Origin of the sequence: Brevundimonas nasdae, from assembly GCF_016654005.1 — a bacterium.
Lineage (GTDB): Bacteria > Pseudomonadota > Alphaproteobacteria > Caulobacterales > Caulobacteraceae > Brevundimonas > Brevundimonas nasdae.
Genome location: NZ_JAEPWN010000003.1, coordinates 149,334 through 164,884 on the forward strand (window position 1 = coordinate 149,334; position 15,551 = coordinate 164,884).

Sequence of the window (15,551 nt, forward strand, 5' to 3'; positions counted from 1 at the left end):
TCGGCTCACTGGCCTGACAGCGCCTGCATGACGTCCAGACGGATCAGGCGGGCCAGTTCCGACGCGGCGCGCTCCTCGCCGTCCTGCTGGGCGGCGATGGCGGCATAGGGCTGGTCGTCGCTGGCGTAGGTCGTGGTGACGGTTTCCGCGCCGCTGAGGGGCGTTCCGCCCGCGGCCGGGGTCAGGGTCCAGGTCGCCTTGACCGTCAGCTCATAGCGGGTGGCGGTGTCGTCGATGCGGCGGCCCAGCGAGCGGCGGTTCTGCTCGACCGTGGCGGTCAGGCGGTATAGCGGCGTGACGCTGCGGTCCCAGGCCAGGGCGTCTTCCAACTGCTCGCGCAGCCGGTACCCCAGACGGTCGTCCTGGGTCGTGACGGCGATGCGGCGCAGGGCCGACCCCGTCGCCGGTTCGGCGTACATGGGCGTGAAGCCGCAAGCCGAAACCCCCAGCCCCAGCAGGACGGCAAAGACGGCCGCGACGCGCATCAGCCGGCCACCAGATTGACGATGCGGTCCTTGACCACGACGATCTTCTTCACGCTCAGACCCTCCAGACGCGCCTTGACGGTCTCGTCAGCCAGGACCAGAGCCTCGACCGCGGCCGGTTCGGAACCGCGCGCCACGCGGATTTCCGCCCGGCGCTTGCCGTTGATCTGGATGGGCAGGACCACTTCGTCGTCAGCCGCGAGCGCAGCGTCCCACACAGGCCACGGCGCGTCCAGAACCATCCCGTCCTCACCCAGGCGCGTCCAGCATTCCTCGGCCAGGTGCGGGGTGAAGGGGGCGATCAGGCGCGCCAGGGCCGACAGGGCCTGACGCTTGGCGTCACCGCCCGCCTGGGCGTTGTCGCGCACGGTGGCGACGAAGGCGTACAGCTTGGCGATGGCGGAGTTGAAGCGGAAACCTTCCACGCCTTCGGACACGGCCTTGATGGCCTTATGCGTCTCGCGCACCAGTTCGGCGTTGGCCTTTTCGTCGCCCGCCACGGCGGGATCGAAGCCGTCGAACAGGGTCCAGGTGCGCTGGACGAAGCGGCTGGCGCCCTCGATGCCGCCCGGCGTCCACTGGATGTCGCGTTCCGGCGGGCTGTCGGACAGGACGAACAGACGGCCTGCGTCCACGCCGTGCGAGGTCAGGATCTCCTGCGGCGCGACGACGTTCTTCTTGGACTTGGACATCTTTTCGATGTCGCCGATGGTCAGGGCCGCGCCGTTCGACAGGCGGGTGGCGACGCGCTGGCCGTCGACGGTTTCGATCTTCACGTCGGTGGGTTCGACCCAGCGCGGTTTGCCGACCTCGTCATGGCCCTCGAAATAGGTTTCGTGGACGACCATGCCTTGAGTGAACAGGCCCGCGAACGGCTCCTTGACGCTCATCAGGCCGGCATCGGTCAGGGCGCGGGTGATGAAGCGGGCGTAGAGCAGGTGCAGCACCGCGTGTTCGACGCCGCCGATATACTGATCCACGGCCAGCCAGTGGTCGGCGGCGGCCTTGTCGATCGGCGCCTCGGCCTTGGGATCGGTGAAACGGGCGAAATACCAGCTGGAGTCCACGAAGGTGTCCAGGGTGTCCGTCTCGCGCGTCGCATCGGTTCCGCACGACGGGCATTTGACGTGTTTCCAGGTCGCGTGGCGATCCAGCGGGTTGCCAGGCACGTCAAAGGTGACGTCGTCAGGCAGGACGACCGGCAACTGGTCGGCCGGAACCTCCACCGGGCCGCAGGTCGAGCAGTGGATGATCGGGATGGGGCAGCCCCAGTAGCGCTGGCGCGAAACGCCCCAGTCGCGCAGGCGGTAGATGGTCGCGCCCTTGCCGGTTCCGGCGGCCTCGATCCGGCCGATGGCCTCGGCCTTGGCGGCCTCGATGTCCAGACCGTTCAGGAAGTCGGAATTGAAGATGGAGCCGGGGCCGGTGTAGGCCTCGTCGCCGACGGCGAAGTCGTCGCCGGCGCCCTCAGGGCGGACCACGGTCGTGACGGGCAGGCCGTATTTGCGCGCGAAGTCCAGGTCGCGCTGGTCGTGGGCCGGGCAGGCGAAGATGGCGCCTGTGCCGTATTCCGACAGGATGAAGTTGGCGATCCAGACCGGAACCTGGGCGCCGGTGAAGGGATGGACGGCCTTCAGGCCCGTGTCCCAGCCGATCTTTTCGGCCTGGTCGATGTCGGCCTGCGAGGTGCCGCCCTTGCGGCATTCGGCGACGAAGGCGGCGACCTCGGGGTTGGCCTCGGCCAGGGCCTTGGCGATGGGGTGGTCGGGCGCAATCCCCATGAAGGATGCGCCGAACAGGGTGTCGGGGCGGGTGGTGTAGATCTCCAGACCTTCCGGCGATGCGGCAGGGGCCTCGCCCGCCCATTTCCAGGTCATCTGCAGACCCTTGGAGCGGCCGATCCAGTTTTCCTGCATCAGGCGGACCTTGTCGGGCCAGCGGTCCAGGTCTTTCAGCCCGTCGATCAGGTCGTCGGCATAGTCGGTGATGCGCAGGAACCACTGGTTCAGCTTGCGCTTCTCGATCAGGGCGCCGGAACGCCAGCCGCGCCCGTCGATCACCTGTTCATTGGCCAGGACCGTATTGTCGACCGGATCCCAGTTGACGACCCCGTCCTTGCGATAGACCAGACCGCGCCGATACAGCTCCAGGAACCAGGCCTGCTGCTTGCCGTAATATTCCGGGTCGCAGGTGGCGAACTCACGCGACCAGTCCAGCGACAGGCCCAACAGCTTCAGCTGATCCCGCATTGTGGCGATGTTGTCGTAGGTCCAGCCCTTGGGGTGGATGCCGCGCTCCATGGCCGCGTTCTCGGCGGGCATGCCGAAGGCGTCCCAGCCCATCGGGTGCAGAACATCGAAGCCCTGGGCGCGCTTGGACCGGGCCACCACGTCGCCCATCACATAGTTGCGGGCGTGACCCATGTGGATGTTCCCGGACGGGTAGGGGAACATTTCAAGAACATAATACTTCGAACGGCCGGTGTCCTTCGTCACGAAGGCGTTGGCGTCCGCCCAGCGGGTCTGCTGGCGGGGTTCGGCGGTCTTGGGTTCGTAACGGGCCACGGGGATCCTGAAAAGCAGCGAGGACGCTAACGCGCCCTCGCGCTCAACTAGCCCGAAGGGCGGTCGCGCCCCAAGAAGAATAGTGGCTGGCGCTCAGGCCGAAGCATCGGCGCCAGCATAGAAGAGCGCCTGAATCAGCCGGCGTTGGCGAGGTTGAGCTGGCGCGCCTTGGTCAGGATGGCGTTGACCAGATCGGACTCGGTCTGGGCGGCGACGGGGGCGGTGGTCCATTGACCGTCCGCGCCCTTCACTTCCTTGCTCACCGTGACCGTCAGCGCATCGGCGCGAAGGCGGGTGTCCAGGATGAAGACCGTGGCCTTGAACCGCTCGTTCGGGGCCTGCGGGCTGGAGTACCAGTCATAGTTGATCACGCCGCCCCACGGGTCGGCGGTGATCAGGGGCATGAAGCTGAGGGTGTCGAGCGAGGCGCGCCACAGATAGCCGTTGACGCCGATGCCCTGCTGCACGTTCGTCTTGGGCGCGCTCTTCTTGCCGCCGACGAAAGGAATGCTGGAGCAGCCCGCGAGGGCGACGCCCGAGACCAGGGCGATGGCGACGCCGCGAACCAGGGCCTTGTTGAGGCTCATCAAGGAAGTCTCCGTAAACTCTGAACCGTGGGGGCCCTCGGCCCGCACGCGCACGGCTTTCGCATGATCCGCGCCGCAGCAGGGTTCTATAACACGGTCAAAAGGGGCGATGACAAGGCGAAGTCGCGGGCGGGGGCTTCTGTTTGGCCAGTTCGACGATCCATTGGGCGAACATCGGCTCGTTTTGGGGCAATTCCCGTGACGCTTGAGCCACATCGCAGTGCAACAATGAACAGAATCGGAAATATGCGCCCGTGACTGCGTTGACCGACCGGACCCCGGGTGTCTAATCGCGCAGTCCGTCCCCATCTAAGGACGGAAAAGCGTGCGGCCTTGCGGGTTTGCGAGGTCATTGAGGATCTGGAATGCGTTTCGGCGGCATCATAGCAGCAGGGTTTGCGACGGCGGTTCTCGCCGTGTCGACGCCTGTGCTCGCCCAGTCGCAGACCCGCGCGCCCAGCGTCTCCCTGGCCGACGCCCAGGCAGGCCAGCCCAACGCCCCGGCCCCGCGCCGCGGCCTGCGCCTGAACGAAAACGGCCGCTGGAGCCTGGACTTCAACCTGAACCAGCCTGTCGGTCGTGAAACCGACTGGGGCGATGTCGAAGCGGGCGCCTATTACCGCCTGAACGACCGCCTGCGTGTCGGCGCCGCCGCCGCTGTCGGCGCGCCTGAGGCCGATCCGGCCCGCGCCCAGGAAACCAACGGCCGCGCCCAGCCGCGCGTTCGTCTGGAAACCATCTTCAAGTTCTGATCGGCTTTAAGGTCAGCGAAATGCTGACTGAACCGCATCGACGCCCGCCAGTCCGCAGGCGCCCGATCCCCGCAGTTCGCCCGCATTCAGCGCACTGACGCCGCCCAGGGCATAGACGGGCGCGGCGATTGAGCTGACCCTGTCCTGAAACCCCGCGACGCCCAGCGCAGGCTTGGCCGACGACGCGCCGCCCGCCGGGAAGACCGGCGACAGGATCAGGGCGTCCAACCCTTTTTGCAGCGGCTGAGGCGCGCCGTGCCAGGCGGCGGTCAGCAGCCAGTCGGGATGGGCGGCGCGGATTTCAACGGCCCGCGCGGCCTCGCGCTCCGGCAGATGCAGGCCGTCGCCCCCAACCGCCTGGGCCAGATCAAGGTCGCGTCCGACCAGCAGCCGCACCTCGGCGCCAAGGGTCGCTTCGCGCAGACGCCGGCCTGTCGCAACCGCATCCGCCGCCCCGAAGGCGCGATAGATGACGGCGGAGCCTGCGGGCAGACGCGCCGCCGTCTCCCACGGACGCGGCGTCCGTTCCGGGTCGGTGAAGAACAGCAGCGGCGGCAAACCCGCGGCGCGCGGGCTGACAGTCGCGGCGGCGCGGTTTAGAGCGGTCGCCGCATCCCAGAGCGCACGCGCCTCATCGCTGTAACCGGTCGGCAGGATCATGAGCCCTTCTTCCCCCGCTTCACCTCCGGCGTCCATCGCTGAACGGGTCGCCGCCGTCCGCAGCCGTATCGACGCGGCCTGTCAGGCGGCAGGCCGCGACCCCGCCTCGGTGGTCCTGACGGCTGTATCCAAGACGCAAGGCGCCGAGGCCATCGACGCCATTCTGGCCACGGGCCAGCGGGTGTTCGGCGAAAACCGGGTGCAGGAGGCTGAAGGCCGTTGGGCCGACCGTCTGGCGGACCTGCCGGGGCTGGAGCTTCGCCTGATCGGCCCGTTGCAGACCAACAAGGCCGAGGACGCGGTGGCCCTGTTCGACGTCATCGAGACCCTAGACCGCGAAAAACTGGCGCGGGCCCTGGCGGTCGCGGCGGCCAAGCTGGGCCGTTCGCCGCGCGTTCTGGTTCAGGTCAACACCGGCGCCGAGCCCCAGAAGGCGGGCGTCCTGCCCGAGGAGGCCGACGCCCTGATCCAGACCGCGCGCGACACCCATGGTCTGAATGTCGAAGGCCTGATGTGCATTCCGCCTGCGGATGAAGATCCCGCCCCGCATTTTGACCTGTTGAAATCCATCGCGGCGCGCAACGGCCTGTCGGTCCTGTCGATGGGGATGAGCGGCGACTTCGAGGCGGCGATCGGTCGCGGCGCCACCCATGTGCGCGTCGGAACCGCATTGTTCGGGGAACGAAATCGGCCTTAAACAGGCTCTAAGCGGTTACCTGAGTTGAATTCGCACCCCCAAGCCTTGGCGCGGGGCCAAAGCCTCGCCATTGTCTGACCCATGCCTACGCCCAAGACCATCCTGATCATCGACGACGACGACGACCTGCGCGAGGCCTTGGCCGAGCAGCTGAACCTGCATGAAGAGTTCCGCACCCTGCAGGCCGCGACCGCGACGGACGGGGTCCGCATGGGCCGCGAGGTCCGCGCCGACCTGATCCTGCTGGACGTCGACCTGCCCGACATGGACGGCCGCGAGGCCTGCCGCCTGTTGCGCAAGGACGGGGTGTCGACCCCGGTGATCATGCTGACGGCCCAGTCGGCGGACGCCGACGCCATTCTGGGGCTGGATGCGGGCGCCAACGACTATGTCACCAAGCCCTTCCGGTTCGCCGTGCTGCTGGCGCGCATCCGCGCCCATCTGCGCAGCCATGAACAGTCCGAGGACGCGGTCTTCACCATCGGCCCGTACGAGTTCCGCCCCGCGTCCAAGATGCTGACGGACGCCAAGGGCAAGAAGGTGCGGTTGACCGAGAAGGAAACCAATATCCTGAAATACCTCTATCGCGCCGGGGCCAAGCCGGTGTCGCGTGAAGAGCTGCTGACGGAAGTCTGGGGCTATAACGCCGGGGTCACGACCCACACGCTGGAAACCCACATCTATCGCCTGCGCCAGAAGATCGAGCCCGAGCCGGGTCAGGCGCGTCTGCTGCTGACGGACGCGGGCGGATACAGGCTGCAGCCGTAAGCGGGCTGGCGGTCCTCAAGGCTAATCGATATTCAGCCTAGCGCGTCATTCCGGGGCGTCCGTAGGACGAACCCGGAACCCAGGAGGCTCGCAACCCTGCGCCGAATACGTCCAACGACGGCGCTGCAGCCCTGGGTTCCGGGTTCTTCGCTTTGCTCAGCCCCGGAATGACGATCTAAGATTTCCAGCCGACGGAATGTCGAGCGGCCTCTAGCCCTTCTTCCTGATCGTGAACATCGGCAGGAAGACATGGACCAGAGGGCCGATGGTCACGGCGTACAGGATGGTGCCCAGCCCGACCGATCCGCCCAGCAGCCAGCCGACGGCGACGACGGTGATCTCGATGGCGGTTCTGACCCATTTCACCGGCCAGCCGGTGCGGGCCACGATGCCGGTCATCAGGCCGTCGCGCGGACCGGGACCAAGGCCCGCCCCGACATAGGCGCCGGTCGCCACGCCGTTCAGCACAATGCCCGCGACCAGCAGGCCCGCGCGCAGGGGTAGGGCCAGGTCAGACGGGATCCAGTCCAGACCGAAATTGGCCACCGTGCCGATGACCAAAACATTGGCCACCGTGCCGACGCCCGGCTTCTGGCGCAGCGGCAGCCACAGCAGCAGCACCGCCAGACCGATCAGATTGACCACCATGCCGAAGCTGATCCCGGCGGGACCGGCGAACCGTTCGAACACCCCTTGCGTCAGCACATCCCAGGGGTCCAGTCCCAGACCGGCGCGGACGATCATGGCGATGGACAGGCCGTAGAGGCCAAGGCCGAGGAAAAGCTGGAGCAGGCGACGGGTCATTCGGGTCATTTGCGCCAAACTGGACTTCAGAAAAAGGGCCAGTTGTGGCATTCTGGCCTGATGACGCCGCGCACCATCCGTTCCGCCACCCTGATCCGCCATCTGGGAGACTGGCGCAGGCCGGGGGCAGGGGCCGCCTATCGCCAGCTGGCCGGTGCGGTGCGGCTGCTGATCCTGGACGGACGACTGCCGCTGGACGCGCGCCTGCCCGGAGAACGCGAGCTGGCCCAGGCGCTGGGTCTGAGCCGAACGACTGTTTCAGCCGCCTATGGCGGATTGCGCGATGACGGATTTCTGACCGGAGGACAAGGGGCCGCCGCCCGCACCAGCCTGCCGCCCAGCCGCAACCCCAGTCGCAACCCTGGCCGCAACCTTGGCCTGACCCGTCCGCCCGCGGCAACCGAGGCGGAAACCTCGGATGTGATCGACCTGACCGCTGCGGTCCTGCCGGCCGACCCCAATATTCACGCCGCCTATGTGCGGGCGCTGGAGCGTCTGCCGGCCAATCTGCCGGGGCATGGCTATGAGACGGCGGGGCTGGAGGAGCTGCGCGAAGCGGTGGCGGCGGGCTATCGGCGGCGCGGCCTGCCGACCTCGGCGGGGCAGATCCTGATCACCCATGGGGCGCACAATGGGCTGGTGCATCTGCTGCGGCTGACGGTGCGGCCCGGCGATGCGGTGGTGTTCGACCATCCCACCTATCCGCAGGCCATAGACGCCATTCTGGCGGCGGGCGCGCGGCCCATCCCGGTCGCCCTGCCGGACGAAGACGGCGAGGAGGGCTGGGATGTCGAGGGTCTGGCCTGCGCCTGCCGCCGCCACACCGCGCCGATGGCCTATCTGGTGCTGGACCACAATAATCCGACGGGGCGGATGATGCGGGCGGCGGACCGTCTGCGCCTGCTGTCGGCGCTGAAGGGTTCGGAGACCCTGCTGGTGCTGGACGAGACGCTGGTGGAGCTGACCCTCAGCGGTCCGCCCGCCCTGACCGCCTCGGCGGTGGATGCGCCGCGCATGGTGCGGCTGGGGTCCATGTCCAAGAGCGTCTGGGGCGGTTTGCGGATCGGCTGGATCCGCGCGGACCGGGCGGTGATCCAGCGTCTGGCCCAGAGCCGGGCCAGTTTCGATCTGGGCGTGCCGATCCTGGAGCAGTTGGCGGCGGTCGAACTGCTTAACGACGGCGGCGCGGCCCTGGCGGCGCGGCGGCCCCTGTTGCGGGCCAGGCGAGATCATCTGCGTGCGCGTCTTGCCGAACGCCTGCCCGACTGGGTCTGTCCGCGTCCGGCGGGCGGCCTGTCCCTGTGGGCGCGCCTGCCCGGGCCGGTCAGCTCGGCCCTGGTCCAGCAGGCGGGGGAGGAGGGGGTCAGGCTGGCTGCCGGCCCGCGTTTCGGCATAGACGGCGCCTTCGAACGCCGCCTGCGCCTGCCGTACACCCTGCCGGAAGCCGAACTGGATCAGGTGGTCGAGCGTCTGGCCCGAGCGGCGGAAAAGGTGGGGCGGTCGCCCAAGTCGACGCCGTCTCAGCCCAGCCGTCCGGTCGCCGTCTATTAAGGATCAGACGTCCAGGTCGACCGTGACGGGGGCGTGGTCGCTGGGGCGTTCCCATTCGCGCACATCGTCGTGGATGCGGGCGGTGTTCTTGACCACGGCGGAGGTCAGGCCGGGGGAGGTCCAGATGTGGTCCAGCCGCAGGCCCCGGTTGGACTTGCGGAAGTCGGCGGCGCGGTAGCTCCACCAGCTGGCCAGCTTCTGGGGTTCGGGGAAACGGTCGCGCAGCACGTCGGCGAAACCGCCCGTGGCCTGAAGCCGGTTCAGGGTCTCGACCTCGATGGGGGTGTGGCTGACGATCTTGGACATGTAGCGGTGGTTGAAGACATCGCCTTCGCCCGGCGCGATGTTGAAATCACCCGCCATGACCAGAGGGCGCGACTTGTCCTGACGCGCCACGATCTCGGTCAGCTGTTCATAGAAGTCCATCTTGTGATCGAACTTGGGGTTCAGCGCCCGGTCGGGGATGTCGCCGCCTGCGGGGATGTAGAAGTTCTGGATGTCGATTCCGGCGACGCTGGCCGAAACGCAGCGGGCGTGGCCCAGCTTGCAGACCTGGAAGGTTTCGCTGTCCTCGATCGGCAGGCGGCTGGCGATGGCCACCCCGTGCCAGCCCTTCTGGCCCAGAACGCGCAGGTGCGGCAGGCCCATCTCCTCGAAGGCGGCGCGCGGAAACTGGTCCGTGGTGCATTTGATCTCCTGCAGCATCAGGACGTCGGGCGCGCGCTCCTGAACGAAGCGGGCGACCTGGTCGATGCGCAGGCGGACGGAGTTGATGTTCCAGGTGGCGAGGCGAAGGGTCATGGCCCCGCTTTAGCAGGCCAGGATCAGGTTTGGCGGCATAAAAAAAGCCCGGCCGCTGCGGGCCGGGCTCTGAAAGTTTCGTCTCTCTCGCCGCCGGGAGGGGGATGACATCCGTGGCGGTAGGACGACCGCCGTCGTCCTGTGATCTAGATGTCACGACAAAACGAAAAGGTCAAACTGTCATAATTACTGTTTGAGTGTGATTATCCGGTAACGGACTGATAACCGTGATCGTTGAGGTTTCCGTTCCATGATCCGTTAGTTACGGCCCGGGCGGCGCGTGGGGTCGCGCAGCTGGAACAGGCTGGCGGCCAGGCTAGAGGCCGGTTGCAGGGCGGTCAGCTGGGTCCGCGTGCGGGCGCCTTGCGGATCGGTGATGGTCCATTCGGTCAGGCGCAGCGGGCTTCCTGCAAAGCTCAACACCACCTGACCGTCGTTCGGACGGGCGGAATCGCGTGCGGTGATCGAGAAACCGCCGCCAGCCATGCGGGTCACGCCATCGATGCGGACGCCCTGATCCAGGCGGACGTTGCGGGCCAGGAAGACCGACAGGGGTGTTCGGCCCAGCGGCACCTGCTGGAAATTCTCCAGCCGGGGGTCATAGCGTTTGACGTTATAGCCGTCCGACACGACCAGAAGCCCGGCGGGGTTGGTGTATTCGAACCGCATCTTGCCCGGACGCTGCAGATAGAAACGCCCCTCGCGGCGGACATTGTTGGGTCCGGTCTCGACGAAGGAGCCTTGAGCCGAGGTCAGGCCCTGCAGATAGGTCTGGGCCTGCTGCACCACGGCGCGGTCTTCAGCCGACAGAGCGGTCTGAGCCTGCGCCGGCGAGGCGAAGACGCCGAGCGCGGCGAAGCCGGTCACCAGCCCGGCGCCCAGCAGCAGTTGGCGGCGTTGCAGATCGGCAGGGGCGGCGATCGTCTTGGCGGCGCGGTCGTTCATGTCTTTAAGTCTCCCGTTCGGGACGGTTGTCGAGGCCGCCACCCTCATGCGTCGGTCGGGCGTCAGCATGACGCGAGCCTGACCATATTCCGGCGCTCCGATGAAGCCCTGTTCATCGAAATGCTGAATGCAGGGGTTTGTTGCCTGCGCCTTTCGAGAGGACGAGGCTGACGCAGCAGGAGCCTGGGGTTGCGCGGCTTTCTTGTAACAATGATCGATTGAAATCGCGAAGTGTCATCGTTTCAAGGTTTTATGAGCGCGGCCGGTGTGTAATCTGGGGCCTATGGGGATCTATCCGGTAATCATGTGCGGTGGGGCGGGGACGCGGTTGTGGCCGGCGTCGCGACCCTCCAGGCCGAAACAATTCATTCCGCTGTCAGGCAACCGCTCTCTGTTTCAGGAGACGGCGCTGCGCGTGGCGCCGCTGTCGTCGGACGGCGGGCGGCTGATCGTCGTCGGGGGCGTGGCGCACCGGGATGCGATCCTCAGCCAATTGGCTGAACTGGGGATCGAGGCGCAGGTTCTGCTGGAGCCTGAAGCGCGGGATTCCGCCGCAGCCATGGCCGCAGCCGCCGCCTGGACCGCGCGCCTGGACCCGACGGGCGTCAATGTCTTCGTCGCATCGGACCATCATATTCCCGATCATCAGGCGTTCCGCGACGCTGCGCTGAAAGCGGCGGAAGCGGCCAGAGCAGGCCAGATCGTCACCCTGGGCGTCAGGCCGGATACGCCGTCATCCGCCTATGGCTATATCGCGCCGGAGGGGCAGGGGCTGTCCGCCGTGAAGGCTTTTGTCGAGAAGCCGGATGCTCATACCGCCGAACGCTATATTGCTGACGGTTATCTGTGGAACAGCGGCAATTTCATCGTCTCTGCTGCAACCCTATTGAACGAGCTCAGGCATGAGGCGCCTGCGGTGGCCGCGGCGGTTGTCGCCGCCCTGCCGCCGATAGAGGCCGGGGATCTGGCCACCTTGTCGCCCGCTTTTTCGTCCGCGCCCAAGATCTCCATCGACTATGCGGTGATGGAGAAGACCCGGCATGCTTCGGTTCTGGCCGTGGACTTCGCCTGGTCTGACCTGGGGGCTTGGGACGCGGTTTCCGCGACAGGCGAGGGCGATCTCGGCGCCTTTATTTTTGAGGATGCTGAAAACTGCATGGCGCGGGCGCCGGAAGGGGTGATGGTTGCAGCCATCGGCGTGCGCAACCTCGCCATCATCGTCGAACACGACGCCGTTCTGGTCTGCGACATGAACCGCAGTCAGGAGGTCAAGAAGGTGGTCGAACGCCTGAAGACGGCTTCGCCTCAACATCTGGATTTTAAGAACCCGAAGCCGGAAGGTCTGGCGGATGGCGGACGACGGTTCGCCGACTGGCTGCGCATGCGCGCCTTGCCGTTATGGGCGTCGGCAGGTCAGGATCAGGGCGCCTTCGCCGAGCTTCTGGGCCTTGATGGCCGATCTGTTGCAGCCGAGCGGCGTGCGCGGGTTCAGGCGCGTCAGATCCACGTCTATGCCGAAGCGGGCCGAAGCGGATGGCGGGGGCCGTGGATAGGTCTGGTTCAACAGGGCTTGGCCCGGCTTGAGGCTGACTATCTTCGGGCGGACGGCCTGATGCGGACCTTGCTGGATGAAGAGGGACGGCCGCTGGATGAAACGGCCATGGTCTATGATCAGGCGTTTCTGATGCTGGCCCGCGCGTCGGCCTCTCTTGCCGGGGTTGAGGGTGATCATGAGAACAGCGCCCTGGCTGTGCGGCAGGCTTTGCTGCAGCATGCGCCGCAACAGGGCGGGCTGATTGAAAAGGGCGACCATCCCTATCAGTCGAACGCCCACATGCATCTGCTGGAAGCCTGTCTGGCGTGGGAGATCGCGGGCGAAGACGCAGGTTGGGCGCAACTGGCCGATCGTATTGTCGCTCTGGCGCTGGAACGGTTCATTGATGCAGAGGGCGGCTTCCTGCGCGAATATTTCGATGCGGACTGGTCGCCTGCTGCGGGCGAGGATGGCCGATTGGTCGAGCCGGGTCATCAGTTTGAGTGGGCGTGGCTGTTGGCGCGGTACGGACGGGCGCGCGGCGACGCGACAGCCTTGGCTGCAGCGCGTCGGCTTTACGCCTTTGGGCGACGCGGGATCGCCTCTCAGAGACAGGTGGCGGTCGACGCCCTGAATGCCGACGGCTCCGTGCGGAACCCGCGGGCGAGGCTCTGGCCTCAGACCGAATGGATGAAGGCGGCGCTGATTCTGGCGGAAGTCAGCGACGACGGGGAGCGGACCGGTTTTCTGGAGGACGCCGCCGCCGCCCAGCGCGCCCTGTGGCTTTATCTGACGCCGGACGGCCTGTGGCGTGACAAGCTGCTGGAAGGCGGCGATTTCATTGATGAGCCAGCGCCAGCGAGCTCATTTTACCACATCCTCGGGGCCTATCTTCAGCTGCAGGTCACCGCCAAGGCCGTAGGTCTGAACGCCAGCCCGCTTCGGCTGAACTGAACAGAAACTCATGTCTCAAACCGTTCTTGTAACCGGCGGCGCGGGCTATGTCGGATCGCACGTCTGTCTGGCCCTGCATGAGGCTGGATTCACGCCAGTCGTCTATGACAACCTGAGCAACGGCCATGCGGCCTTTGTGCAGTGGGGTGTTCTGGAGCAGGGCGACATTCGCGACGGCGCGCGTCTGGATGAGGTCATCGCCACGCACAGGCCTGTCGCCGTCCTGCATTTCGCCGCCTTGATCGAGGTCGGGGAGTCGGTGAAGGCGCCGGGCCGGTTCTATGAGAACAATGTCGCGGGCGCGATCACCCTGATCGAGGCGGCGCGGCGCGGCGGGGTTGAGTGCATGGTCTTTTCCTCGACCTGCGCCACCTATGGCGATCCGGTGCGTCTGCCGATGGATGAGACCCATCCCCAGGCGCCGCTGAACCCCTATGGCCGGTCCAAGCTGATGGTCGAACAGGCCCTGGCCGATTACTCGACCTATGCCGGGTTCCGCTCGGTCTGCCTGCGCTATTTCAACGCGGCGGGCGCAGATGAGCAGGGACGGATCGGCGAGCGGCATCACCCGGAAACCCACGCCATTCCCCTGGCGCTGCAGACGGCCCTGGGCCAGCGGTCGGGCTTCAAACTGTTCGGCGACGACTATGACACCCGCGACGGCACGGCGGTGCGCGACTACATCCATGTGATGGATCTGGCCGACGCCCATGTGCGGGCGCTGAAATATCTGCTGCAGGGCGGCGAGACGACGGTCTTCAACCTGGGCACCGGGACTGGCACCACGGTCAAGGAGCTGATCGACACCATCCGCCGCACCACCAATCTGCCGTTCGAGGTTGAGACGGTGGCGCGCCGCGCGGGGGACGCCCCGGTGTTGGTCGCCGACAACGCCAGGGCGCGCGAGGTGCTGGGCTGGCGGCCGACGCGCGACCTGACGGACATCATCCAGTCGGCCTGGCGCTGGCATTCGGCCGAGCGCGAGCGGATTGGTTGATGCGTCCTGCGCTGGACGCCTTGGCCTTCGACCGCTAACGGCAGGCGCATGAGCGCCGACCTGCCCCCCGAAGACGACAATCCGCACCTGGACCGCCCGCTGCGGTCGTTCGGCCGCATCAAGGCCCGCCCGATCAAGCCGCGTCAGGCGGCCCTGATGGACACGCTGCTGCCCGCCATCGCCGTGCCGGACCCCAAGGCCGGACCGTTGGACCCCAGGGCGATGATGCCCGAGGCGACGGAAGTCTGGCTGGAGATCGGCTTTGGCGGCGGCGAGCATATGGCGGCCCAGGCGGCGACGCGGCCCGACGCCCTGGTCATCGGGTGCGAGCCCTTCCTGAACGGCGTGGCCTCGGCCCTGCGCCATGTCGAGGAAGGCGGACTGAAGAATGTCCGCATCCACGCCGACGATGCGCGCGACGTGGTGGACGCCCTGCCGGACGCGTCGGTCGATCGGGTGCTGATCCTGTTCCCCGATCCCTGGCACAAGGCGCGCCACAACAAGCGCCGCCTGCTGCAGGACGAGACGGCCCAGGCCTTCGCCCGCATCCTGAAGCCGAGCGGAACCCTGCGCTTCGTCACCGACTGGCTGGATTACGCCGAGTGGGCGCTGGAGCGGCTGGAGCGCACGCCGGGTCTGGAACGCATCGGTGCGGCGGATCAGGACTGGTTCGTCCCGCCTGCGGATCACGTCGTCACCCGTTATGAGGAAAAGAAGCTGGGCGACACCACGCCGGTCTTCCTTGAATTCCGCCGCGTATAATCTCCGTCATTGTTGACGGGCGGCGGTCAGGACGGACAAGTATCGGCGGTTGAACCGACCATGGCGTTCAGGAGGGGGACATGAAGTCGTCCAGCGATGGGATTCGTCTGTCCGGCCTTTGTCTCAGTGCCTTGTGCGCCCCGGGCCTGGCCCTGATCTTTGTTCTGGTCTGGGCGCTGGGTGGCGCGATTTTCGATACTGCGCCGCCTGCGAGCGAGATACGGGCGTCATTGGAGTTTGCAATCCAGACCCTGGTCGCCCTGTTGGCGCTGATCGTCATGGTGACCCTCTGGGGCCTTCTGCCGTCGCTCCTGTTCGGTGCGACGGGTTGTTGGCTGGCCGAGCGCACGCTGCGGTCGGGTGGATGGTGGATGTGGGGTATGGCTGGTCTGCTCTCGGCGGGGGGCTATGTGGTGACGGCCCTCGTCGGCAGCCGTCTGTCTGCTGCTTTCAGCTTTCTGTTTTCGCCCTGGTTGTTTCTGATGGAGCAGCGGCGGGCATATGACGAGGCTCCCGACTGGCTTTGGGATCCGACCCTGGGCGGCGTCGTAGCGGCTATTCTGGCGGCGGGTTTCATGGCGGGATCTCTCTACTTTCGCCTCAGGCGGGGAGGGCGCGCGTCAAAGAGGGCTGACAAGCGCGCTTGAAACCCCTATATGGCCCTTCACATCGTTAGACCGGCGTCCAACG

The 15,551-nt window shown here is 66.7% G+C and carries 15 protein-coding genes; 8 read left to right on the forward strand and 7 right to left on the reverse strand.

The annotated features are described in order from the left end of the window. Positions 1-5: 5 nt before the first annotated feature. The 3 genes from lptE to JKF87_RS06430 all read right to left on the reverse strand — a co-directional run bounded on the left by lptE (position 6) and on the right by JKF87_RS06430 (position 3,636). A complete protein-coding gene (gene lptE / locus JKF87_RS06420) occupies positions 6-485 on the reverse strand; it encodes an LPS assembly lipoprotein LptE (RefSeq protein ID WP_201098482.1) in 480 nt (159 codons plus the stop codon). Then, on the reverse strand, positions 485-3,049 hold the full coding sequence (gene leuS / locus JKF87_RS06425; RefSeq protein WP_201098484.1) for a leucine--tRNA ligase: 2,565 nt from the start codon (positions 3,047-3,049) through the stop codon (positions 485-487). The genes lptE and leuS overlap by 1 nt, the downstream gene beginning before the upstream one ends. Before the next feature lie 134 nt (positions 3,050-3,183). Continuing rightward, positions 3,184-3,636 (reverse strand): DUF3576 domain-containing protein, encoded by a 453-nt coding sequence (locus tag JKF87_RS06430; protein ID WP_201098486.1) that lies wholly within the window; start codon positions 3,634-3,636, stop codon positions 3,184-3,186. Between the two features lie 365 nt (positions 3,637-4,001). Here JKF87_RS06430 and JKF87_RS06435 point away from each other — a divergent pair, with 365 nt between their 5' ends. Beyond that, on the forward strand, positions 4,002-4,388 hold the full coding sequence (locus tag JKF87_RS06435; RefSeq protein ID WP_201098489.1) for an NtrZ family periplasmic regulatory protein: 387 nt from the start codon (positions 4,002-4,004) through the stop codon (positions 4,386-4,388). Positions 4,389-4,400: 12 nt separating this feature from the next. On the opposite strand, the gene JKF87_RS06440 is transcribed toward JKF87_RS06435, so the two are convergent. Beyond that, on the reverse strand, positions 4,401-5,048 hold the full coding sequence (locus JKF87_RS06440) for a thiamine phosphate synthase (protein WP_201098491.1): 648 nt from the start codon (positions 5,046-5,048) through the stop codon (positions 4,401-4,403). On the opposite strand from JKF87_RS06440, the gene JKF87_RS06445 reads away from it, so the two are divergent. Then, on the forward strand, positions 5,047-5,745 hold the full coding sequence (locus JKF87_RS06445; RefSeq protein WP_201098493.1) for a YggS family pyridoxal phosphate-dependent enzyme: 699 nt from the start codon (positions 5,047-5,049) through the stop codon (positions 5,743-5,745). The two genes, JKF87_RS06440 and JKF87_RS06445, sit on opposite strands and share 2 nt — an antisense overlap. 81 nt (positions 5,746-5,826) lie before the next feature. After that, entirely contained in the window at positions 5,827-6,513 is a 687-nt protein-coding gene (locus JKF87_RS06450; RefSeq protein ID WP_201098495.1) for a response regulator transcription factor, read from the forward strand. Between the two features lie 210 nt (positions 6,514-6,723). Here JKF87_RS06450 and yczE read toward each other — a convergent pair whose 3' ends face one another. Then, positions 6,724-7,317 (reverse strand): membrane protein YczE, encoded by a 594-nt coding sequence (gene yczE / locus JKF87_RS06455; protein ID WP_201098497.1) that lies wholly within the window; start codon positions 7,315-7,317, stop codon positions 6,724-6,726. Positions 7,318-7,377: 60 nt separating this feature from the next. On the opposite strand from yczE, the gene yczR reads away from it, so the two are divergent. Beyond that, complete coding sequence (gene yczR / locus JKF87_RS06460; protein ID WP_201098499.1) at positions 7,378-8,868, forward strand: MocR-like transcription factor YczR; 1,491 nt, start codon at positions 7,378-7,380, stop codon at positions 8,866-8,868. A 3-nt stretch (positions 8,869-8,871) separates the two neighbouring features. Here the strand turns inward: yczR and xth are convergent, their stop codons facing one another. Both xth and JKF87_RS06470 read right to left on the reverse strand, forming a co-directional pair. Then, on the reverse strand, positions 8,872-9,669 hold the full coding sequence (gene xth / locus JKF87_RS06465) for an exodeoxyribonuclease III (protein ID WP_201098501.1): 798 nt from the start codon (positions 9,667-9,669) through the stop codon (positions 8,872-8,874). Between the two features lie 258 nt (positions 9,670-9,927). Further along, positions 9,928-10,614 carry a LolA family protein gene (locus JKF87_RS06470; RefSeq protein WP_201098503.1) on the reverse strand — a complete coding sequence of 229 codons (687 nt, stop codon included), beginning with the start codon at positions 10,612-10,614 and terminating at the stop codon, positions 9,928-9,930. Positions 10,615-10,918: 304 nt separating this feature from the next. Between JKF87_RS06470 and JKF87_RS06475 the strand changes: the two genes are divergently transcribed. The 4 genes from JKF87_RS06475 (at position 10,919) to JKF87_RS06490 (ending at position 15,508) form a co-directional block, all read left to right on the forward strand. Then, positions 10,919-13,102, forward strand: a complete 2,184-nt coding sequence (locus JKF87_RS06475) for an AGE family epimerase/isomerase (RefSeq protein WP_236261189.1) — start codon at positions 10,919-10,921, stop codon at positions 13,100-13,102. Positions 13,103-13,112: 10 nt separating this feature from the next. Next, on the forward strand, positions 13,113-14,099 hold the full coding sequence (gene galE / locus JKF87_RS06480; RefSeq protein WP_201098507.1) for a UDP-glucose 4-epimerase GalE: 987 nt from the start codon (positions 13,113-13,115) through the stop codon (positions 14,097-14,099). A 48-nt stretch (positions 14,100-14,147) separates the two neighbouring features. Beyond that, on the forward strand, positions 14,148-14,861 hold the full coding sequence (trmB, locus tag JKF87_RS06485; RefSeq protein ID WP_201098509.1) for a tRNA (guanosine(46)-N7)-methyltransferase TrmB: 714 nt from the start codon (positions 14,148-14,150) through the stop codon (positions 14,859-14,861). 80 nt (positions 14,862-14,941) lie between these two features. Beyond that, positions 14,942-15,508, forward strand: coding sequence for a hypothetical protein (locus JKF87_RS06490; protein WP_201098511.1), 567 nt, complete (start codon positions 14,942-14,944; stop codon positions 15,506-15,508). Positions 15,509-15,551: the final 43 nt, after the last annotated feature.